At 73.0% G+C, this 21,120-nt stretch carries 18 protein-coding genes and 2 tRNA genes; 8 read left to right on the top strand and 12 right to left on the bottom strand.

Features of this window, described 5'->3' with window-relative positions; genetic code table 11:
• The first annotated feature begins 78 nt into the window (after positions 1-78).
• Positions 79-429, top strand: coding sequence for an effector-associated constant component EACC1 (locus tag FHU30_RS06345; protein ID WP_253872824.1), 351 nt, complete (start codon positions 79-81; stop codon positions 427-429).
• The gene (locus FHU30_RS06340) at positions 422-2,254 is read left to right on the top strand and encodes a caspase, EACC1-associated type (protein WP_253872822.1); all 1,833 of its coding nucleotides are present in this window, start codon (positions 422-424) and stop codon (positions 2,252-2,254) included. The genes FHU30_RS06345 and FHU30_RS06340 overlap by 8 nt, the downstream gene beginning before the upstream one ends.
• 60 nt (positions 2,255-2,314) lie before the next feature.
• Here the strand turns inward: FHU30_RS06340 and FHU30_RS06335 are convergent, their stop codons facing one another.
• Entirely contained in the window at positions 2,315-2,986 is a 672-nt protein-coding gene (locus FHU30_RS06335; protein WP_253872820.1) for a GntR family transcriptional regulator, read from the bottom strand.
• Between the two features lie 157 nt (positions 2,987-3,143).
• On the opposite strand from FHU30_RS06335, the gene pdhA reads away from it, so the two are divergent.
• Genes pdhA through FHU30_RS06320 form a run of 3 tightly spaced genes read left to right on the top strand, consistent with a single transcriptional unit; the run spans position 3,144 to position 6,635 of the window.
• The gene (gene pdhA, locus FHU30_RS06330) at positions 3,144-4,286 is read left to right on the top strand and encodes a pyruvate dehydrogenase (acetyl-transferring) E1 component subunit alpha (protein ID WP_253872817.1); all 1,143 of its coding nucleotides are present in this window, start codon (positions 3,144-3,146) and stop codon (positions 4,284-4,286) included.
• A gap of 16 nt (positions 4,287-4,302) precedes the next feature.
• The gene (locus FHU30_RS06325; protein WP_253872814.1) at positions 4,303-5,319 is read left to right on the top strand and encodes an alpha-ketoacid dehydrogenase subunit beta; all 1,017 of its coding nucleotides are present in this window, start codon (positions 4,303-4,305) and stop codon (positions 5,317-5,319) included.
• On the top strand, positions 5,316-6,635 hold the full coding sequence (locus tag FHU30_RS06320; RefSeq protein ID WP_253872812.1) for a dihydrolipoamide acetyltransferase family protein: 1,320 nt from the start codon (positions 5,316-5,318) through the stop codon (positions 6,633-6,635). Before FHU30_RS06325 ends, FHU30_RS06320 begins: the two co-directional genes overlap by 4 nt.
• 279 nt (positions 6,636-6,914) lie before the next feature.
• Here FHU30_RS06320 and FHU30_RS06315 read toward each other — a convergent pair whose 3' ends face one another.
• Complete coding sequence (locus tag FHU30_RS06315; protein ID WP_253872809.1) at positions 6,915-7,124, bottom strand: hypothetical protein; 210 nt, start codon at positions 7,122-7,124, stop codon at positions 6,915-6,917.
• 103 nt (positions 7,125-7,227) lie between these two features.
• Positions 7,228-8,583 carry a protein kinase domain-containing protein gene (locus FHU30_RS06310; RefSeq protein ID WP_253872806.1) on the bottom strand — a complete coding sequence of 452 codons (1,356 nt, stop codon included), beginning with the start codon at positions 8,581-8,583 and terminating at the stop codon, positions 7,228-7,230.
• A gap of 138 nt (positions 8,584-8,721) precedes the next feature.
• Here FHU30_RS06310 and FHU30_RS06305 point away from each other — a divergent pair, with 138 nt between their 5' ends.
• Positions 8,722-9,141, top strand: coding sequence for a pyridoxamine 5'-phosphate oxidase family protein (locus tag FHU30_RS06305; RefSeq protein WP_253872804.1), 420 nt, complete (start codon positions 8,722-8,724; stop codon positions 9,139-9,141).
• Between the two features lie 46 nt (positions 9,142-9,187).
• Positions 9,188-10,087, top strand: a complete 900-nt coding sequence (locus tag FHU30_RS06300; RefSeq protein ID WP_253872801.1) for a hypothetical protein — start codon at positions 9,188-9,190, stop codon at positions 10,085-10,087.
• On the opposite strand, the gene FHU30_RS06295 is transcribed toward FHU30_RS06300, so the two are convergent.
• Positions 10,084-11,934 (bottom strand): tetratricopeptide repeat protein, encoded by a 1,851-nt coding sequence (locus FHU30_RS06295; protein ID WP_253872799.1) that lies wholly within the window; start codon positions 11,932-11,934, stop codon positions 10,084-10,086. The genes FHU30_RS06300 and FHU30_RS06295 overlap by 4 nt on opposite strands.
• A 652-nt stretch (positions 11,935-12,586) precedes the next feature.
• Here FHU30_RS06295 and FHU30_RS06290 point away from each other — a divergent pair.
• Entirely contained in the window at positions 12,587-13,798 is a 1,212-nt protein-coding gene (locus FHU30_RS06290; RefSeq protein WP_253872797.1) for an aminotransferase class V-fold PLP-dependent enzyme, read from the top strand.
• Here FHU30_RS06290 and FHU30_RS06285 read toward each other — a convergent pair.
• The 8 genes from FHU30_RS06285 to FHU30_RS06250 form a co-directional block, all read right to left on the bottom strand.
• Positions 13,765-15,105 carry an ABC1 kinase family protein gene (locus tag FHU30_RS06285; RefSeq protein ID WP_253872794.1) on the bottom strand — a complete coding sequence of 447 codons (1,341 nt, stop codon included), beginning with the start codon at positions 15,103-15,105 and terminating at the stop codon, positions 13,765-13,767. The two genes, FHU30_RS06290 and FHU30_RS06285, sit on opposite strands and share 34 nt — an antisense overlap.
• Positions 15,106-15,127: 22 nt before the next feature.
• The gene (locus FHU30_RS06280; protein ID WP_253872791.1) at positions 15,128-15,841 is read right to left on the bottom strand and encodes a hypothetical protein; all 714 of its coding nucleotides are present in this window, start codon (positions 15,839-15,841) and stop codon (positions 15,128-15,130) included.
• A gap of 5 nt (positions 15,842-15,846) precedes the next feature.
• On the bottom strand, positions 15,847-16,587 hold the full coding sequence (locus FHU30_RS06275; RefSeq protein WP_253872789.1) for a DUF6073 family protein: 741 nt from the start codon (positions 16,585-16,587) through the stop codon (positions 15,847-15,849).
• A gap of 135 nt (positions 16,588-16,722) precedes the next feature.
• Positions 16,723-17,184: a hypothetical protein gene (locus FHU30_RS06270; RefSeq protein ID WP_253872786.1), complete on the bottom strand. Its 462-nt coding sequence runs from the start codon at positions 17,182-17,184 to the stop codon at positions 16,723-16,725.
• A 94-nt stretch (positions 17,185-17,278) separates the two neighbouring features.
• Positions 17,279-17,351 (bottom strand) — tRNA-Arg (locus FHU30_RS06265).
• 26 nt (positions 17,352-17,377) lie between these two features.
• Positions 17,378-17,450: transfer RNA gene (locus tag FHU30_RS06260), tRNA-Met, on the bottom strand.
• 22 nt (positions 17,451-17,472) lie between these two features.
• A complete protein-coding gene (locus tag FHU30_RS06255) occupies positions 17,473-18,720 on the bottom strand; it encodes an MFS transporter (protein WP_253872783.1) in 1,248 nt (415 codons plus the stop codon).
• Between the two features lie 345 nt (positions 18,721-19,065).
• A complete protein-coding gene (locus FHU30_RS06250; protein ID WP_253872780.1) occupies positions 19,066-20,946 on the bottom strand; it encodes a glycoside hydrolase family 3 protein in 1,881 nt (626 codons plus the stop codon).
• Positions 20,947-21,120: the final 174 nt, after the last annotated feature.

Genomic DNA, 21,120 nt, shown 5'->3' with positions numbered 1-21,120 from the left:
CCGTGCCCTTGTGGCTCAAGATGGCCGGGCCCCGCGAAACCCTCGCCCGCCAAGCGTTTCCGTGCTCCCATATTGGCCATGGACGCACGCATCAAGGTCAACGGCGGCGACACGGTGCAGGAAACGGCCGGTCTCTTCGAGCTGCTGCGCGGCGACCGCGCGCTCACCGGCCGGGTCCGCGCCGAGCCCGCGCCGCCCCGCGAGGGCGAGCTCGGCGGCGCGACGGACGTGCTGGTCGTCGCGCTCGGCTCCGGCGGCGCGGCGGCCGCGCTGACCAACGTCCTGGTCGCCTGGGTGAAGACCCGCCGCCCCGACGTCAGCGTCACCGTCACCACCCCGCGCGGCAGCGTCAAGATCGACACCAAGGACCTCCCCGCCGACGCCGTCCTGCCCCTCCTCCGCGAGGCCCTGCACAACGACGATGCCTGACTTCTCCCGCTCCCGCGCCATCCTGATCGGCACCGCGAAGTACGAGGACCCGGCCTTCCCCCAGCTCCCGGCCGCCGCGAACAGCCTCACCGGCTTACGGGACGTCCTCACCGACCCGTCCCTGTGCGGCTGGCCGGACGACCGCGTGACCGTCGAGCCCGACCCGTCCGACTGGCGCCCGCTGGCCCGCCGCCTGCGCGCCCTGGCGCGCGAGACCGAGGACGTCCTGCTGCTGTACTTCGTCGGCCACGGCGTCATGCTCCCGAACGGCGAGCTGTGCCTGGCCGTCTCCGACACCGGCCTGGACGACCCGGACCTCACCGGCCTGGAGTACCGGCGCGTCCGCGACCTCCTGCGCGACAGCCCCGCCGCCACCAAGATCGTCATCCTGGACTGCTGCTACTCCGGTCGCGCGATCGAGTCCCTCTCCGCCCTGGACGAGGTCGCCGACACCACCGACGTCCGCGGCGTCTACACCCTCACCGCCAGCGACCACACCGCCCACGTCGTCCCGCTGGCGGAGCAGGCCGAGGTCGCGACGTCCTTCACCGCCCAGTTACTCGCCCTGATCAGGGAAGGCGTCCAGGACGGCCCGGAAACCCTGACCCTGGGCGACCTCTACCTGCACCTGCGCCGCCGCCTGACCGCGCATGGCCTCCCGTCCCCCAACCAGCGCGGCACCGACACCGCCGACCGCCACCCCTTCACGCGCAACCCCGCCCACCGGCAAGGGGCGGCGCCCTACCCGTACCCGCGGCTCCGGCCGCAGCCCGGCATCGTGGCGCGTCCCCGCTTCACACCGGCTGAACGGCATGGACCGTGGTGGGTCCAGGCGGGCGTCCCCGGCCTGCTGCCCGAGGAGAGCGCGGGCGCCACCGCCGTCGCGTTCAGCCCGCGCGGCGACCTCCTCGCCACCGGCCACGCGGACGGCAGCGTCCGCCTGTGGGACGAGCACCTGCGCTGCACGACGACCCTCCCGCCCGTCCCGCGCAAGGAACTGGCGGCGAGCCCGGGCCGCGTCTCCGGAAGCGGCCCGGTCAGCGCGCTCGCCGTCGCGCCGGACGGGCGGCGGATCGCGTACGCGGTGCCCAAGGACCACGTCGCGCTGTGGTGGCTCGACGGGCCCGTCCCGAGGCACCGGATCCTCACCGACCTCTCGGTCCTGCGGCAGCGCCGGGTCGTCTCGCTCGCCTTCAGCCCGGACGGGCTGCTGCTCGCGGGCGGCCATGCGGACGAGTCCCATCCCGGCCGGTGCTTCGTCTGGAACACCGAGACGGGCGAGCGCCTCGGAGACCCCGAACCGGCCGCCGACACCCCGTCCCTCTGGCTCCACCCCCACGACCAGGCCCTGGTGTTCCTGCCGGACGGGCGGCTCCAGGTCCTCCAGCACAGGAACTCGGTCAACGCGGTGATGGCCTACCGGTTCGACGACGGCGGGGAGTCCCGGCACGACGGGCCGCGCTCCAGGATCGGCTCGCTCCACCGGATCAGGTCGGCGGCGTTCTCGCCGGAGGGGCGGACCATCGTCGCGGTGGACCCCGGTTGGAGCTGGGTGTGGCACGCCACCGGCAACGGGTTTCCCGAACAGCCGACGCTCGCCATGAACTCGACGGCGACGTCCGTGGTCGTGGGTCCGGAGGGGCAGGCCGCGGCGGTCTGGTCGCCGGGTGAGCCGTTGCGGGTGTGGGATCTCCACCGGTTCGAGCAGATCGGGTCGGCGATGCCGTTCAGCGGGCAGACCAAGGGGGTGGCGTTCGCGCCGGGCGGGGGCTCGCTGGCCGTGGGGGACGCCGAGTGGCCGGTGCGGCTGTGGCGGCCTGCCTAGGAGGGACGCCGTCCAGGGCGGGCGCTGCCTAGGGCGGGCGCCGGCTAGGACGGGCGCCGGCTAGGACGGGCGGCAGGTCAGGGGGGCGTAGTTCATGACGTGGTCGTGGAGCATTTGGGCGGCGGACGGGTCCTGGCGGCGGAAGGCGTCGATGATGCGGGCGTGCTCGGCGGACTTGGAGTAGATCTCGGTGCGGTGCAGGCGGAGGGAGAGGGTCGTCCAGACCTCGATGCCGAGGCCCTCCCAGACCGAGGTAAGTAGTTGGTTACCGCTGTGGCCGACCACGAGGCGGTGAAAGTGGATGCTTTCGCGGATCTGCTCGTCCAGGTCGCCGGCCCTGGCGGCCTCGGCGAGGCGGGCGTTCTGCGCCTCCAGCTCGTCCAGGTGGCCGGCCAGGCGGGGCAGCGCCAGCTCCACGGCGGTGCGCTCCAGGCCCGCGCGGACGGGGAAGATCTCGGCCAGCTCGCGCTCCCCGAAGGGCCGCACGCGGGCGCCCCGGTTCGGCAGCGACTCGATCAGCCGCAATGTCTCCAGCAGGCGCAACGCCTCGCGGACCGGGCCCTGGCTGACGCCCAGCTCGACCGCCACGCGGCGCTCGACGATGCGCTCACCGGGCTGCCAGCGGCCGCTGGAGATGCCGTCCACGATGAACTCGCGGACCTGCTCGACCAGACCGGTGCGCTGCAGGGGCGCGGGCCGGTCCTCGGACGGGGCGACGGGCGGGGCGTTCACGTCCCCCATGGTACGGGGAGTGCCGGTATGTACACCGGTGCGGCACTGGTCCAGACCTCTTGACCGAGGGCATATGATCGATCATTGATCAATGATGATCGGTGATGAGTGGCGCGGCGACCCCGCGGCACGCTCCACGTACGGAGGAATAACGCCGATGGCTGAGACCACGAAGGCGGCCCCGGGCCGCGCTCGCCGCACCACCGCGCGCGCCGCGAACACCAGGGGCACGGCGGGCAAGGGCACCCCCAAGCCCGCCGACAACCGCGCCAGCGCCGTCGCCCGCCGCAGGGCCGACGACGAGGCGCGGGTGGAGTACTTCCGGCAGATGCTGCTGGTGCGCCGGTTCGAGGAGCGGACCGCCCGGGCCTACACCGAGGCCAAGATCGGCGGCTACTGCCACCTGAACCTCGGCGAGGAGGCGACCGTCGTCGGCCTGATGGCGGCGCTGCGCCCCACTGACTACCTGTTCACCAACTACCGCGAGCACGGCTACGCGATCGCCAAGGGCATCGAGCCGCGCCGCGTGATGGCCGAGCTGTACGGCCGCTCCACCGGCGTGTCCAAGGGCTGGGGCGGGTCGATGCACATGTTCGACACCGAGGCCCGCCTACTGGGCGGCTACGGGATCGTCGGCGGGCAGCTGCCGCTCGCGACCGGCGCCGCGCTGGCCGTCTCCTACCGGGGCGGGGACGACGTGGTCATGGTCCAGATGGGCGAGGGGACGGCCGCGATCGGCGCGTTCCACGAGTCGCTGAACATCGCCGCGCTGTGGAACCTGCCGGTCGTCTTCGTGATCATCAACAACGGCCTCGGCATGGGCACCACGGTCGAGCACTCCGCCGCCGAGCCCGAGCTGTACAAGCGCGGCGCGGCGTACCGGATGGCGAGCGCCCGGGTGGACGGCACGGACGTCGTGGCCGTCCGCGACGCGGCCCGCGAGGCCGTCGAGCGCGCCCGCGCGGAGAGCCGCCCCTACCTGCTGGAGTGCACCAGCCCGCGGCTGCGCGGCCACTCGGTCGTCGACCCGGCCAAGTACCGCAGCAAGGAGGAGAAGGAGGCCCTGAAGGCCGCCGACCCCCTCGCCAAGGCCCAGCTCGACCTCCAGGAGGCCGGGCTGCTGTCCGCCGAGGACGTCGAGCGGCTGGAGGCGGAGATCGCCGAGATCGTCGCCGACGCCGCGTCCTTCGCCGACGAGTCGCCGCACCCGGAGGTGTCGACGCTGTTCGACTACACCTACGCCACCCCGGTGCCGAACGACTCCCACCGGCTGCCCGCCGACCCGCTCTTCGCCGTCTGAGAGACCACCACATCCCATGGCAACCATCACCTACCGCCAGGCCCTGCGCGACACGCTGCGGGCCGAGATGCTCCGCGACGAGAACGTCCTGCTGATGGGCGAGGAGATCGGCGTCTTCGAGGGCTCCTACAAGATCACCGAGGGGCTGCTGAAGGAGTTCGGGGAGCGCCGCGTGCGCGACACCCCGATCGCCGAGGAGGGCTTCGTCGGCGCCGCGATCGGCGCGGCCATGCTGGGCCTGCGCCCGGTCGTGGAGCTGATGACGATCAACTTCTCGCTGCTGGCGCTGGACCAGATCGTCAACCACGCCGCCAAGATCTACGGCATGTTCGGCGGGCAGAAGCCCGTCCCGCTGGTGATCCGCACGCCCGGCGGCGGCGGGCAGCAGCTCGGCGCGACGCACTCGCAGAACGTCGAGCTGTACTACTCGTTCGTGCCGGGCCTGAAGGTCGTCGCGCCGTCCACGCCGCTGGAGGCGTCCGCGCTGCTCAAGGCCGCGATCCGGGACGACGACCCGGTGCTGTTCCTGGAGAACCTCGCGCTCTACAACACCAAGGGCGAGGTGCCGGACGACATCGCCGACGTCCAGCCCGCGGAGATCGGCCGCGCGGCCGTGACCCGCGAGGGCACCGACATCACGATCATCGGCTACTCGCGGATGGCGCACGTGGCGTCCGAGGTGGCCGACAAGCTGGCCGCCGAGGGTGTGTCCGCCGAGGTCGTGGACCTGCGCAGCCTCCGCCCGCTGGACCGGGAGACGATCGTGAGGTCGGTCCGCAAGACCGGCTCGGCGGTCGTCGCCGAGGACGACTGGCTCACCTACGGCATCGGCGCGGAGATCGCCGCGACGATCCAGGAGGGCGCGTTCGACTGGCTGGACGCCCCGGTCCGCCGGGTCGCGATGGCCGAGGTCCCGCTGCCCTACAGCAAGCCGCTGGAGATGGCCGCGCTCCCGTCCGCAGACTCCCTGCTCACCGCCGTTCGCGAAACCCTCCGCGCGACCGGCCGCCCGACCCTGGAGACCGCCCGATGACCGAGATCCTGATGCCCCGCCTCTCCGACACCATGGAGGAGGGCGTCATCGCCGCCTGGCAGAAGAAGCCGGGGGACGAGGTGGCCGTCGGCGACGTGCTCTGCGAGATCGAGACCGACAAGGCGGTCATGGAGTACGAGGCCTACGAGGCCGGCGTGCTGACCGAGATCCTCGTCGGCGAGGGCGAGACCGCCGCGATCGGCGCGCCGATCGCGGTCATCGGCGGCAAGGGCGACGCTCCGGCCGCGGCCCCGGCCAAGGCTTCGGCCCCGGCCGAGCCCGCCGCTGCCGCTGCTCCTGCTCCGGTCGAGGCTGAGCCCGCCGCCGAGGCGGAGCTGGTTCCGGCGGCGGTAGGTGCGGTGGCCGAGCGTCCGTCGGCGAACGGCGTGTCGGGCACCCGCCCGCCGTCGTCCCCGCTGGCGCGGCGGCTGGCCCGCGACCACGGCCTCGACCTGCACACGATCACCGGCAGCGGCCCGGGCGGACGGATCATCCGCGCGGACATCGAGGCCGCGATCCGCGGCGGCGCCACCCCGGCGCCCGCTGCCCCGGCTCCGGCTCCGGCCGCCGCGCAGCCCGCTCCGGCGGCCGCGTCCGCGCCGAAGCCCGCCGCCGCCCCGCAGGTCGCGGACGAGGACGTCGAGCGCGTCCCGCTGAACCGCTTCCGCAAGGTCGCGGCGCGCCGCCTGGTCGAGAGCAAGCAGAACGCGCCGCACTTCTACCTGAACCGCGACGTGGACGCCGAGGCGCTGGTCGCCTTCCGCAAGACCCTGAACGAGGCGCTCGCCCCGGCCAAGGTCAGCGTGAACGACCTGATCGTCAAGGCGTCCGCGCGGGCGCTGCGCGAGCACCCGCAGGTCAACACCTCCTACACCGAGGACGCGCTGCTCGTGCACAAGCGCGTCCACGTCGGCGTGGCCGTCGCCGTGCCGGACGGCCTGCTCGTCCCGGTGATCAAGGACGCGGACCGCAAGTCCGTCTCCCAGATCGGCGCCGAGACCCGCGAGCTGGCGGGCCGCGCCCGGGACGGCAAGCTGTCCCCCGCGGAGATGACCGGCGGCACGTTCTCGGTCAGCAACCTGGGCATGTTCGGCGTCGACTCGTTCTCGGCGGTGATCAACCCGCCGGAGGCCGCGATCCTCGCGGTCGGCGCGGTCCGGGACGAGCCGGTGGTCAAGGACGGCCAGGTCGTCCCCGGCAAGCGCATGGCGATCACCCTCTCGGTCGACCACCGCGCCGCCGACGGTGCCACCGCCGCCCAGTTCCTGGCCCGCCTCGCCGAGCTCCTGGAGAACCCACTCCTGATCGTCGCATAACGTGGCTGAGCCGTTCGCAGACCTCAACCCGCGCGAGCGCGTTACCAACCGTGCGGGGCGACGCCGGAGGCGAGCCCCGCGCGGTTGATCGCGAAGCAATGCCGCGCTCGCACGAGTTTCCGGGCCGCGCCCGAGCCGCTAGGCGAGGGCGCGGAGCCGGAGGCTCAATCAACAGAGCCGCCGCCCATGGCGCACCCCGTGGGGCGGCGTACGGCCCCGCGTTCCCGTCCGGTGATCCCGGCGGGACGCGGGGTCGCGTCATTTTTGCCGGTGGCCGGGTTACTTGCTGGGTTCGGGCATGGTGCAGGAGATCTTGGGGTTGAGGCCGATGTAGTTGAGCGGCCCGGCGATCACCGTTACCGCGATCGTGCCGCTCCGGCTGCAGTCCTTGAGGTTGTCCTTGACGGGACGGTCGTAGTAGTGGCGCTGGCCCGCGGCGACGGCGCCGATGACGAGCCAGAGGACCAGCACGATCGAGGAGATCCGCATGGGCTCATCGTGCAGTTCGGACGGCCCGTTGGACAAGGGGTTCACGCCTGGCGGCAGGGCGAGACAAGGGGTTCACGCCTGGCGGCAGGGCGAGACAAGGGGTTCACGCCTGGCGGCAGGGCGATCCGTTCATGGCGAAGGACTCCGGGCGGGGTTCGGGGGCGCTGCTCCGGGCCGTCCCGAGGAAGCCGAAGTCGACGCTGCCGTTCGGGGCGATGCTCCGGTCGTAGTCGGCCGGGGTGACGGTGACGTCCGCGCCGCTCTGCTGCTGGGTGCCGTTCCAGATCTGGGTGATGCGCTCGCCGCGGGAGAACGTCCAGGCGAGGCGCCAGTCGGCGAGCGCTTGCTTGCCCAGGTTGGTGATCCGCACCTGGGCCTGGAACCCGCCGGGCCACTGGCCGGTCACCGCGTACGCCACCGCGCAGGACGGCTCGGCGGGCGCGAACGTCCTCGGCGGCGCCGGACTGGACGATGCGGCGGGCTTCCTCTCGGCGGGAAGGGCGGCGATCAAGCCGGTGACGGCGAGCACGACGGCGGCGATTCCCGCGCCGATGATCAGCGGCCTGCGGGACGCCCCGGCGGGCGGCGGCTCGTCCAGGATCCGGGTCGGGTTGGGCGGACGATCGATCACGCCGGTCTCCGCGTCCGCCGGAGGCTGTGAGGCGGCGAAGCCGGACGTGAGCGGAGCGAGGCCCCCGGCCGCTGCCAGGATCTCGCCCGCCTCCTCGGCGGAGGGACGGCGCGCGGGATCGGCGTCCAGGCAGCGGTCCACGAGCGCCGACAGGCCGTCCGGAACGGGCGACGGGAGAGCCTCCCCCAGCAGGACGCCGAGCGCGTAGACATCGGCGGCGGGGGTCGGATCGTCGCCTCTGAGCAGCTCAGGCGCCACATACGCGGGCGTGCCGAGCACCGCGCCGCCGGGAGCGCGAGACGCCGGTGCATCGGCCGGACGGGCCCCGAAGGCAAGGCCGAAATCAACGACCTTCACACCCGACGGCGTGAGCATGACGTTCGCGGGCTTGACGTCCCGGTGGACGACACCGGCCGCATGCGCCGCAGCCAGCGCGCGGGCGATCTGCGCGCCCACGGCCGCGGCCTCGCGGGGCTCCAGCGGGCCTCGGGCTAGCCGGGCGGCGAGGGTCTCGCCGTCGAGCAGTTCCATGACCACGTACGGGAGGCGCCCGCCGGAAGGCATCTCGGCCTCGCCGTAGTCGTAGACGCCGGTGATGCCGGGATGGGTGAGGCGGGCCGCGGCCGTCGCCTCCCGGCGCAGCCGCCGCGCCGACCGTCCCGGGCCGTCCAGGGGCAGGCCGTCCGCGCGCGGGACCTTCACCGCGACCGGGCGGGACAGGACGCCGTCGAACGCGCGCCAGACCGACGCCATGCCGCCGTCGCCGACGCGGGCCTCCAGCCGGTACCTGCCGCCGAGCAGCAGTCCGGGGCGCAGCGGATCGTCCACCGGGCGCTCCCACCTCTCCCTTGGGACGTCCTTGACCCTACCGGGGGCGTCCGGCCGGACGCGATCGACGTCACGGGGTGGCCCGGGCGAGATCGGGGAAGGGGAAAACCGAGACCTACCAGCAGAAAGGCACCCGCCATGAGCGAACCGCAGGGACGTCCGACGCTGTCGGAGCTCGACCGCGAGGCGTGCCTGGCGCTGATCGCGCCGGGCGGCGTGGGGCGCGTGGCGTTCGACGACGGCGAGGGCCCGTCGGTGCTGCCGGTGAACTACGTCATGGACGGCGAGGAGGTCGTGTTCCGCACCTCGCTCGCCGGGCGGCTGAACCAGAAGCTCGCGGGCCTGCTGTCCGGCGCGGAGGTGCGGATCGCCTTCGAGGTGGACGACTTCGACTCCGAGATGCGGGAGGGCTGGAGCGTCCTGCTGCGCGGCGGCGCGCGCCAGCTGGGGGACGAGGAGGACTCCGCGCCGGTCGAGCCGTGGCCCGCGGACGCCCGCCCGGCCCGCATCCGGCTCAACCCGAAGGAGATCACCGGCCGCCGCCTCACCGTGGCATGACCGGAACCTACAAGACACCCGGACCGGCGCCGACCAGGATGAACGCATGGACATCGACAAGACCGCGGGCATCGACCTGAACCGGGCGGCCGCCTTCATGGCCACTCACGCGCGCGTCCTGGACCGCCGCCGCTTCGACCACCTCTTCGGCGGCCGCCCCGGTCGGGACGCCGTCGTCGCCGCGCTCGACGGCTACCGCAACCCGGACGGCGGGTACGGCTGGGGCCTGGAGCCCGACCTGCGCTCCCCGGAGAGCCAGACGGCCGCCGCCGGGCACGCGTTCGAGGTGTTCGCCGAGGTCGGCGGCCACCCGCACGCGGTCGGCGTGTGCGACTGGCTCGACGAGGTGACCCTGCCGGACGGCGGCATCCCGTTCGCGATGCCGCAGACGAGCGAAGCGGGGAACGCCCCCTGGTGGGCCGGGGCCGACACGGCCGCGTCCTCGCTCCAGATCACCGCGTTCACCCTGGTCGCCGCGCTCCAGACCGCCAAGGTCGACCCCGCCGTGGCCGCGCACCCCTGGCTTCCGCGCGCCACCCGCTACTGCCTCAACGCGATCGACGCCCTGGACGGGCAGCCGCACGCCTACATCCTGGCGTTCTCGATCCGCGTCCTGGACGCCCTGCGCGACGACGGCCCCGAGGCCGCCGACCTGCTCGAACGCCTCGCGGCCTACGTCCCGAAGGACGGCAGGGTGCACGTCGAGGGCGGCACCGAGAACGAGTACCTGCGTCCGCTCGACTTCGCCGCCGTCCCGGGCCGTCCGCCCCGCGGCCTCTTCACCCCCGAGGTCGTCGCCGCGGACCTGGCCCGCCTGGCCGCCGCCCAGCAGGACGACGGCGGCTGGACGGTCGAGTACGCCAAGATCTCCCCCGCCGGCGCCCTCGACTGGCGCGGCTACGAAACCGTCCGCGCCCTCACCACCCTCCAGAACGCCGACGCTTAGTCGAGGTCGGCCAGGGCCTTTTCGATGTCCGGGTCGTCCGGGGACAGGGCTTGCGCGCGCTCCAGGTCGGTTCGGGCTTCGTCAATGCGGTTGAGCGTGCGGAGGACGACGGCTCGGTTGAAGAGGACGGCCGGGTCTTCGACGAGGACCAGGGATTGGGTGAGGTCGGCGACGGCCATGTCCGGGTCGCCGGTCTCGTAGGCGAGGACGCCACGGGCCGCCCAGGCGGCGGCGAGGGTCGGGTCGCCGGCGAGGGCCTGGTCGAAGGCGGCGCGGGCGCGGTCGGCGCGGCCCTCGGCTGCCTCGATCTGGCCGAGGACGCTGAGCAGGTGCGCGTCGCCGGGGTGGTGGGCGAGGCCGGCCTCGCAGTCCGTGCGGGCCTCGGCGTGGCGGCCGAGGGCGGTGAGCAGGCCGGCGCGGTTCGTCCGCGCCTCGGCGAAGGCAGGGTCGAGGTCGAGCGCGTGGTCCAGGTCGGCGAGCGCGCCCTCGTGGTCGCCCTCGGCGAACCGGATCTCCGAGCGGTTGAAGTACGGCTCAGGGAACGGCGGGCCTGCGGCCATCGCGGTCTCGTAGTCGGCCACGGCGTCGTCCGGGCGGCCCAGGCGCAGCAGCAGGTTGCCGCGGTCGATGTAGTAGTCGGGGTGGACGGGGTCGGCGTCGATCACGGCCGTCCAGTCGGCGAGGGCCTCGGTCGTCCGGCCGAGGCGGTCGAGCACCATCGCGCGGTTGGCGAGCAGCACCATCCGGTGGACGGGCTGGGCGCCGGGCGGCAGGTCGCGGTCGGCGAGGTCGATCGCGTCCTGGACGAGCCGGAGGGCCTCGCCGTCCCGGCCGAGGCGGGACTCGACGAGGGCGCGGCCGTTCAGGTCGAAGCCGAGCTTGATCGCGCGCTCGGCCGGGTCGGGCAGCAGCCCGCAGATCGCGATCGCGGTGTTCGTCCAGGCCAGCGCGGCGGACAGGTCGCGCCGCCCGGGGTCGTGGTGGCGGACGGCGAGCATGCCGAGCGAGTAGGCGATCGTGGAGTGCCACACGGGCGAGTCGGTGGTCGCGCGGGCGTGGTGCAGGAGGTGCTCGGCCTCGTCCTCGCGCCGCAGCGCCGACAGCGCCATCGCGGTCGCATGGACGAGCTCCCACCACACCCCCGAAGGCGCACGGCTCCCGGCGCCGGCCTTGGCGGCGGACTCGGCGTGCTCGATGCCGCGGCGGCCGAGTTCGGCGGCGGCGTCGTGGCAGCCGTGGTCCAGGCACCAGGAGACGGCGTACGCGTAGGACGCGGCGGCGCGGGCCGGGTCCCCGGCGCGGTCGCGGTGGTGCAGGACGAGCCCGAGGCGCGGCCCGATCCGGCCGGACGCCTCCAGCTCGTCGGCGCACGCCGCATGTCCGGCGGGATCGAGGTCATCGCCGGGGAGTGCCGATGGCGCGTCCTCGACCTGGACGTTGAGCAGCGCGGAGTCAACGCGGCGACGCAGGACGGCGACGAGTTCGGCATCGGCGGGATCGGCCTCCGCGTAGCCGTCCAGCACGACCGTGCGCGGACGGCCGGACGCCTCAAGCCAGGCGCGGACGAACTCGGCCACGCCGTTCGCGATGCGCAGCGTCCGGCGCGCGGCCGGGACGAGAATGCGTTCGGACCGGTCCACGCGATCGACCAGCGGAACGCGCCGCGCCGGGACCAGATCGCCCAGGTCAGGCGCGACCGCCCGGAGCTCGATGTCATAGGCGGCCAGAAGCTCGGGCCGTTCGGCAACGGCCTCGCGCGCGAGCACATCGAGCAGCGCGGCGCCAGCCGTGTACGGTCCACCGACCCGCCGATCCGCCGAAATGCGCACTTCGTCCACGTCGCTCATCCAGCACCCCCCGCGCACTCGGCCGCCATCGCCGCCCAATCGCGTCGCATCGCCGCGCGCCCGCGCCGCATCGACGCGCCAGCGGCCCTCGCCACCGCGCGCCCGCGCCGCATCGACGCGCCAGCGGCCCTCGCCACCGCGCGCTCGCGTCGCGTCGCCGCGCGCTCGGCTGTCGTCGCCGCGTGCCCGTGTCGCGTCGCCGCGCACCCGCGCCGCATCGCCGCGCGCCCGCCGCTTGCCACCGCGCGCCCGGCCCTCGCCACCGCGTGCTCGTGTCGCGTTGCCGGGCGCTTGGCTGTCGTCGCCGCCCAATCGGGTCGCGTCGCGGTGCTGGCTGCCGTTCGTCGTGTCCGCGGCCTCACAGGCCGGCGTGCCTGGTGCTGGCCACGCCGCTCAGCGCGACCGGCCCGGTTCTATGCACGAGAATCGTTTTCATGGTCCCGCCCTCACCCGGAGTTATCCAACGCATCAATCGGTACACGGGCGGGCCCGTGGTTCACAATGTCCGGACGCTTCGTGTCCTGATGCGGTCAACCCGCGTCCGGACGGGTTCGTCCGTTCTTGCGGAATGAGGCCGGAGGTCTTACCGGCGGGCCGCGGCGCTGGTACATGTTCAACGGAGTCGGGGTTCCGTCTGGCCTTGGAGGGCGGGATGGCTGCTGGATCCGAGCCGCTCGGCTGGGGCGAGGTGCGGGACGCGTTCGCGCTGACGCGGCGGTACGCGCATTTCTCGGCGTTCATGCTGGCGTCCCATCCGCGTCCGGTGCGGGAGGCGATCGCGGAGTTCGAGGCGGGCCTGGACGCCGAGCCGCAGCGGTACGGGCTCGGCGCGGACGACTTCCGGCGCGGCGAAGAGGCCCGGCAGGCGGTCGCGGCGTACGTCGGCGGTGAGGCCGGGGACGTGGCGCTGACCGACAGCACGACGATGGGGATCGGGCTCGTCTACGCGGGGCTGCGGCTCGGCCCGGACGACGAGGTGCTGACCACCGGGCACGAGTTCTACTCGACGCATGAGTCGCTGCGGCTGCGTTCGGTGCGGGACGGGGTGCGCGTCCGGACCGTCCGGCTTTATGACGATCCGGCGCTGGCGTCGCGGGACGAGATCGTCGGACGGCTCCGCGCGGCGATCGGCCCGCGGACGCGGGTGCTCGCGCTGACCTGGGTGCATTCCTGCACCGGCGTGATGATCCCGCTGCCCGAGATCGCCGCGATGGCCGCGGAGGTGAGCGCGCGCCGGGGTGAGCGGCTGCTGGTCTGCGTGGACGGCGCGCACGGGTTCGCGGTCGAGGACGCCGACGTCGCCGCGCTCGGCTGCGACTTCTTCATGACGGCGACGCACAAGTGGCTTTTCGGCCCGCGCGGAACGGGGTTCGTGTGGGGCCGTCGGGACGCGTGGACGGCGCTCGACCCGCTGATCCCGAGCTTCTCGATGCCCGCGCTCAGGGGTTCGCTTTCCGGACGTCCGCCGGACGGGCCTCCGGGCGACCTCAACAGCCCGGGCGGCTACCACTCCTACAGCGCGCGCTGGGCGCTCCCGGCCGCGTTCGCGTTCCATCACGCCATCGGACGAGACAGAGTCGCGCAGCGGACGAGGTCGCAGGCCGCTCAGCTGAAGGACGGGCTGGCCGGCATCCCGCACGTCCGGGTCGTCACGCCGAGGGACCCGGCGGTGTCGTCCGGCATCGTGTGCTGCGCCGTGGACGGCATGGAACCGCGCGAAGCGGTCGCGCGGCTGCTGGACGAGCACGGTGTATCCACCGGGGACACGCCGTATCGGGAGTCCTACGTCCGCGTCGGGCCGAGCATCGTGACCACGCCGGACGAGGTCGATCAGGCCGTCCGCGCCTTCGCCGCACTGCGCTGACCTCCGGGTTCCCCGCTGCGCTGATCCTCAAGCTCTCCGCTGAACAGGAGCGCTTGCATCGCGTACGGAGCGGCCTCCACCTGGAAGTCCATGTCCGGGTGGTGCCGCCGGACGGTCCCTTCGAGCGTGAGCAGCGACAGCATCGGGAAGACGAACTCCGGATCGGCGACCAGCCGGTGCCGCCGCTGGATATTGAACAGCTCGATGCAAAACGCGGAGAGGTTGAAGTCGCGCGCGAGGCGGCGGGCGTTCCGGACGACCAGATCCGCGACCGCGGCCCGGAACGCGGCGAGGTCGGCGTCCGGGGCGGCGCTCCGGACGGTCGAGAGCAGCACGTCCGCGCAGCCGTTGCCGTCGCCGGTGACCATCCCGGCGAAGAACCGGGTGAAGCGGTCCCGCGCGACGTCGCCGAGCTGGAAGCACAGGCCCGCGTCCAGCAGCACGACGCGTCCGTCCGCGAGGAAGTAGGCGTTGCCCTGGTGCAGGTCCACATGGACGAAGCCGTGCAGGAACAGCAGCTCGTAGACGGCGTGGACGAGCCGTCCGACGGCCGCCTCGCGAACGGGCGCGGGCAGCCGGTCCGGTGTCTCGCGGTCCAGGCCGTCGATGAACTCCATGGCGATGATCCCGGGGCCACACCTTTCGTCCAGCACACCAGGCACGAGCAGACCGTCCCGCCCGGCGAGGCGTTCGCGCAGGAACCGCAGGTTGGACGCCTCGGCGGCGAAGTCCTGCTGCCGCATCACGCACGCGCCGACCTGCTCGACCATCTCGGCGAGCGGGATGCGGCGCAGCGGCGGAAGCATTCCGGCAAGGCGCGCGCAGCGGCGCATGAACGCCAGATCAGCCGCCATCGCCAAGCCGACATCAGGCCGCCGAACCTTCGCCGCCACGACACCCAACGGCGTCTCAACGCGGTAGACGCACGCGATCGAACCGCTCGCGACCGGCGGATCCACGATGGCCCGCGCCAACCCCGGGGCCAGCTCGGCGGGCGCCGCTCGCACAGCACGCGCCGCAGCATCCGGACGCATCGGACGGACATCGTCATGCAGCCGAGCCAACCCGTCCGCGAGCGTCTCTCCGACGAGATCGACGCGCGTCGCGAGGATCTGGCCGACCTTGATGAACGTCCCGCCGAGCCGTTCCAGCAGCCGCGCCGTCTCGTCCGCCGCCACCGCCTTGCGACGGCCACGGCGCGCGACGAGCACGAGCACCGCCATCCTCACCAGCCCGAACGCGACAAGCGCCGGAACCACGACGAGCCGCCGGACGCTCACACCGGCGCTCCGCAACCTGACGCCCATACGGACGCTCCCAACTAGACGCTCACACAGACGCGGCCAGCACGTCGTCCAGATAAGCGCGGAGGTCGCCCGGCGGCCGGTCGAGCACGGCCGGGTCAAGAGGCCGCGGCTCGCCCGTGCGGACGAACTCGGTGCTATGCCCGGTTCGCGGACGGGCCACCTCAATCCGCAGCGGCAGCCGATCCGGCCCCGACTCCTCCACAACCCTCCAGCGCCGGACGGGCAGCACGGCGTCCATCCAGACGGCGCGTTCGACCACGCAGCCGTCATCGTCCGCCTCGGTCACGTAACGGTCGCCGAACTCGCCCGGACCGCGAAAAGTCCGCGTCCACGCATCACCGCCCGCGAGCGGGCCGGGCAGCGCGTCCGGCGGGCTCTCGCACTCGTCCAGCCACGGATGCGGCCAGGCCATCAGGTCGAGGTAGCCGACATCGCTGAGCGGCAAGGTGTCGAGGACGAACCGTCCGCGAATCGCAACGGGCCGCCGCATCGTAGGAATGAACGTCTCGATCTCGCACCCGCCACCCGCCTCCGCGATCCGGATGTAGGTGCCGGTGAGGGGCTCGGGGCGGGTCACGAAGAGGACGGTCAGCGCACCGTCCGGGCCGAAGCGGCGGGCCAGCAGGTAGCGGGCGGGACGGTGCCCGATCACCGCCTCGACGGCGAACCCGTAGCACGCGAGCCGGCCCGCTCCCAGCCGGGCCCGGGCCGGCCCGCGCACGCGCACGTCGTCCATGACGGTCAGGCGATGGCGGCCGCGACCGCCTCCGGGATCACGGCGCTGTCGACCGGGACGTGGTGCAGCAGCGCGCCGATCTCGATGTCGGCGCCGACCAGCTCGCCGACGCGGCGGCCGTCCTCGTCGTACAGCGGGTAGCGGCGGGACGTGCGCGACACGTCGCCGATCGGCGGCACCATCGCGACCCGCGACTCCAGGCGGACGACCTGCGCGCCCGTGTCGACGGTCCGGCCGAGGCGCTCGATCTCGAACCGCGGGTAGATCATGGTCACGCAGTCCTTGATCGGCATCACGCCGACGTCCGGACCGCCGGGCGGCGGCGTCGGGCGGACCCGGGCGCCCTCCGGGCGGGACGGCGTGTTGGACACCCTGACCTGGCCGAACACCTCGCTGTGCCCGGTGACCTGGAGCGCCAGGAACTGCGCGGTGATGACCGACCCGGCCCAGTCCAGGCCGTGCCCGTCGCCGGCGACCGGGTCGTGCCGCCGGTAGATGGCCATACCGTGCAGGTCGACGAGGTCCTCGCCGAGGCCGTCCACGCTCACGTGGATGCGCTCGCGCACCGTGAACGCCTCCAGCGCGGCGGGGGTGAGGGTGTAGGGGCGGATGGGGTAGAGGTTTCCGGCGCCGCCCCACGCCGACGCGTGGCCCTTGACGACCCCGGCCGCCGAGAGCGCGGCCCCGGCGGCGCCGGGGGCGGTCCCCCGGTCTACCAGGGCGGTGAGGATGTCGCGGTGTTCCACTGCTGGGCCTTTCTCTGCTTGCGATGAAGCCGGTGTTCGGCCGCCGGGCGGCCGGAGCCACGACCAGGCGGCGAGGGACGCCGCAGCTAGGCGGCGAGGGACGCCGCAGCTAGGCCGCGGCCAGGGACGCCGCGGCTAGGCGGCGGCGAGGGACGCCATCAGGGCGTCCAGGGCGTCCACGACGTGCGCGAAGTCGACGATGCGCTCGGGGGTGCCGGTCCGGTCGGCGGTGCCGTCGCCGAGTTCCACGGCGAGCACCTCGATCAGCCGGTCGAGGTTGTTGTGCGCGATCGACACCGGGAAGAACCGCAGCTGCGGTTCCAGCGCGGGGTCGGCGGCGGGGTGCCCGGACTCCAGCAGCCCGCTCGACCCGGCGGCCTCCCGCCAGGCCCGCTCCACCGCGAGGTCGAACGCGTGGAAGGACGCGTAGTAGTAGGGCCGCCAGAGCGCGCGCAGGCCGTCCGCGGAGATCTCCCGCTCCAGGAACAGCCGCCCGGCCGGGACGACCACGGCCCGGTACTCCCGGAGGAGCCCGGTCACGTCCGGCAGGGCGGACGCACGCGCGCCGTCCGCGGACTTCGGGTTCGAGACGGTCACTGGGTCCTCCCCACCGTCGGTGTAGCCGTCAGTGGAGCACGCGGCGGACGGGCGCGACATCGCCCAGATTGCTCTCCCCGCCCGGCCGTCGAGGTGTCTCCGGCAGGATTCGAACCTGCGGCCTTCGGGTCCGCAACCCGACGCGCTTTCCCCTGCGCCACGGAGACTCGTTATGCAATTGCGTGCGAACGCGTAGCGGATGCGGGAATCGAACCCACCTTGAACGGCTTATGAGACCGTCGAAAGCGCCAGCTTTCCTATCCGCCATCGGGGATTACTCTGGCGTTCTCATTCCGCGTCCGCAACTTCTTTTCCCACCGGGCCCGCGTCGGTTTCGGCAGGACGGGCCAGCGCCGTCCGGGACGCGACCAATGCCATCGCGATGGCCGCGCATCCGACGGTCGCGAGAACGGCGTACATATCGTGGAAGGACGATTCGAGCAGGCCCGCCGCGAGCGTTCCCACCGGGATCGTGGAATAGGCGACCATCCGCGTCGTCGCGACGACGCGTCCGAGCAGCCGGGCCGGGGTGATCTGCTGGCGCAGCGTGAACCAGGAGACGTTCACGATCGCGCCGCACACGAATACGGCCATCCACGCCGCGCCGATGTCGACCACGTGCCGGGCCGGCACCAGCGCCAGGAACGTGACGCCCTGGACGCCGGTCAGCAGGACGAGCAGCCGCCCCGGCGCGCGCCCGCGCGACAGCAGCCGCTGCGTGAGCATCGCGCCGAGCAGCGCGCCCGCGCCCTGGAGGCCGATCATCACGCCGACGAGCGTCGGCCCGAAGCCGTGGTAGTGCGACACGTAGAACACGAAGTTCGCCTGGACGGACCAGATGAGCAGGTTGCTCATCGCGAACATCAGCGCCCCGGCGCGCAGCGTCGGCGACTTCGCCGCGTACCGCGCCGCCTCCCGGATCTCGTCCCGCACGCGCGTCCGTGCGGCCGACCGCGGTTCGGGGACGGCGGCGGACGCGGCGCGGAAGCGGGACATCGAGGCGATGAGCGCCGCCGAGATGAGGAAGGTCGCCGCGTCCAGGAAGATCGTGGGGCCGTGGCCGATGAGCGTGACGATGCCGCCCGCCGCCACTGGGCCGAGCAGGTTCAGCAGGTTGTCGCCGCCGTAGAGGCGCGCGTTGGCGGCGCCGAGCCGTCCGGGCGGCGCGATCTCGGGGATGATGCTCTGGAACGCCGGGTGGTAGACCGGTTCGGCGCAGGCCAGCACGAACGCGGCGATGTAGATCGTCCAGATCGGGCCGTGCGCGATCACGATGAACGCCAGCACGGACGCGACGACGCCCGCGCCGAGGTCGCCCGCGACCAGCACCAGGCGGCGCGGGAAGCGGTCGGCGAGCACCCCGCCGGGGATCGACAGCAGCAGGAACGGCGCGTACTCCAGTGTGTAGACGGCGCCCGTCTGCACGGCCGAGCCGGTCCGGTGCAGGATCAGCAGCGGCAGCGCGACCTTGTAGATCCAGTTGCCGAGCGACGAGGTCAGGTACGCGGCGAGCAGCAGGTTGTACCGCGCGCCCATCCCGCCCCCGGACGCCTCCTCGACCGGCGTCCCGTCGGGCGGGGTGGCGCCGGGCGGAGCCTCGGACAGAGCGTCGGACGGCGACTGTTCGGGAGGCTGGCATGCGGCGGCCCGGTGGACGCCCTCCGCGTCCGCCGGGCCGCCGTCGCCGGTGCCGCTCAGCGGCGTCAGCCCGCGTGCTTGGCGCTGGCGGAGCCGCGCAGCGCGACCGGTCCGGACTTGTGGATGACGACCTTCTTCATCGTTCCCGCCCCTTCAGTCACTTTTGTGCTTGACCGTTCCACTAATACCGTTGACCTCTCCCCACGGCCACGGTCAAGCCGACATATGACCTTTATAGGCCAGTTAGTGGCGGTACGTGAGGCCGAACCCGTAAGGGAACAGCGGCGACTTGCCATCGCCCCTGTTCACGGGCTCCTGGGACGCGGAGCGCGGCCAGCTGACCGGCAGCCTTCCGGACGGCCGGACGGTTCCGAAGAGCACGTCCGCAACACCCTGGCCCTCGGTTCCCGGCAGCCAGGACTCGACGAACCCGTTCCATCCGGACAGCTGCGAGGCGATGTCCAGCGGACGACCCGACACCATCACCACCACGACCGGGACGCCGGACGCGCGCAGCGTCGCGAGCGTGCTCAGGTCCTGGTCGTCCAGGCCCATGCCGTCCGGGCGGTCGCCCATGAACTCGGCGTACGGGGTCTCCCCCACGACCGCGACCGCGACCTTGTAGGACTTGTCGATGCCCGAGCCGTCCTTGCTGTAGGTGACGGTCGTCCCCGGCCGGACGGTGTTCCGGATGCCCTGGAGGATCGTGGTGCCCTTGGTGACCGGCCCGGACTGGCCCTGCCAGGTGAGCGTCCAGCCGCCGGTCTGGTTGCCGATGTCGTCGGCGTTCCTGCCCGCGACGAAGATCTTCCCGGCGCCGCGCGGCAGCGGCAGCACGTTCCCGGCGTTCTTCAGCACGACCTGCGACTCGGCGACGGCCTTCCGCGCCAGCGCGCGGTGCTCGTCCGACCCGAAGGTGCGCTGCCAGGAGCGGTCCGCGAACGGGTGCTCGAACAGCCCCATCTGGAACTTCACCGTGAGGATGCGGCGGTTCGCGTCGTCGATCCGCGACATCGGGACGTGCCCGTTGGCGATCTCACCGCGCAGCGTGTCGATGAACTGCTTCCAGTCCCACGGCTGCATGAACATGTCGATGCCCGCGTTCACCGCCGCCGTGACGCGCTCGGGCGTGAGGCCGGGCTCCCCGCCGCCGATCTGGTCGATGCCGTTGTAGTCGCTGACCACGAAGCCCCGGAACCCCAGCTCGCCCTTCAGGACGTCGGTGATCAGGTACTTGTTGCCGTGCATCTTGACGCCGTTCCACGAGCTGTACGAGACCATCACCGACCCGACACCGCGCCGGACGGCCTCGCGGAACGGCGGCAGGTGGACCTGCCGCAGCTCGGCCTCGGAGACCTGCGTGTCGCCCTGGTCCTTGCCGCCGGTCGTCCCGCCGTCGCCGACGTAGTGCTTGGCGGTCGCGAGGATGGACGCGGGCCCGGCGCCGAGCCGCTCGCCCTGGAACCCGACGATCTCGGTCGTCATCGCGGCCGGCAGGTCCGGCACCTCGCCGAACGACTCGTACGTCCGGCCCCAGCGGTCGTTGCGCGCGACGCACAGGCACGGCGCGAACGTCCACTGCACGCCCGTGCCCGCGACCTCCTCGGCGACCGCCCGCCCGATCTTCCGGACGAGCCGGGGGTCGCGGGTCGCGCCAAGCCCGATGTTGTGCGGGAAGACCGTCGCGCCGTACACGTTGTTGTGCCCGTGGACGGCGTCCGCGCCGTACACCATCGGGATCTTCAGCGGCGTCGCCAGCGCGCCGCGCTCGTAGCCGTCGACCATGTCCGCCCAGGCCTGCGGGGTGTTCGGGTCGGGGACCGAGCCGCCACCGGACAGGATCGAGCCGAGCCGGTACGTCGTGACGTCCTGCGGGGTGGCCCCGCCACGCTCGGCCTGGGTCATCTGGCCGAGCTTGTCGTCCAGGGTCATCCGCTTTAGCAGATCCTCGACGCGTTCTCGAACAGGTCGTCGAGCGTCCAGGTATGGAGCGTTCGAGGGTGCGGCCCGCTCGGCGAGCCGTCCGGTGACCGGCGCGGCGTGCGCCGGGAGGGTGGCGGCCCCGAGAGCGCCGAGCGCCGTCACGAGGCCGAGGACGAGGGTCCGGGGTGGGAAGCTGCGCACAGAGACCTCCGCGCGGTTCGATTTGTTGCCCCCGACAACAAGTCCATGACAAGCGCACGGTAAGCCGACCACCCCGCCCCGGCAACCCCTCCCTTCCCACCCCGTCCACATCCGGACGCCATGCGGACGCGATGCCGACGCCATGCGGACGCCCCGGAGGACGGACCCCCGGGG

The sequence above is a fragment of the Actinomadura rupiterrae genome (assembly GCF_024172125.1).
Lineage (GTDB): Bacteria > Actinomycetota > Actinomycetes > Streptosporangiales > Streptosporangiaceae > Spirillospora > Spirillospora rupiterrae.
This window is presented reverse-complemented; position numbering and strand designations above follow the sequence as displayed.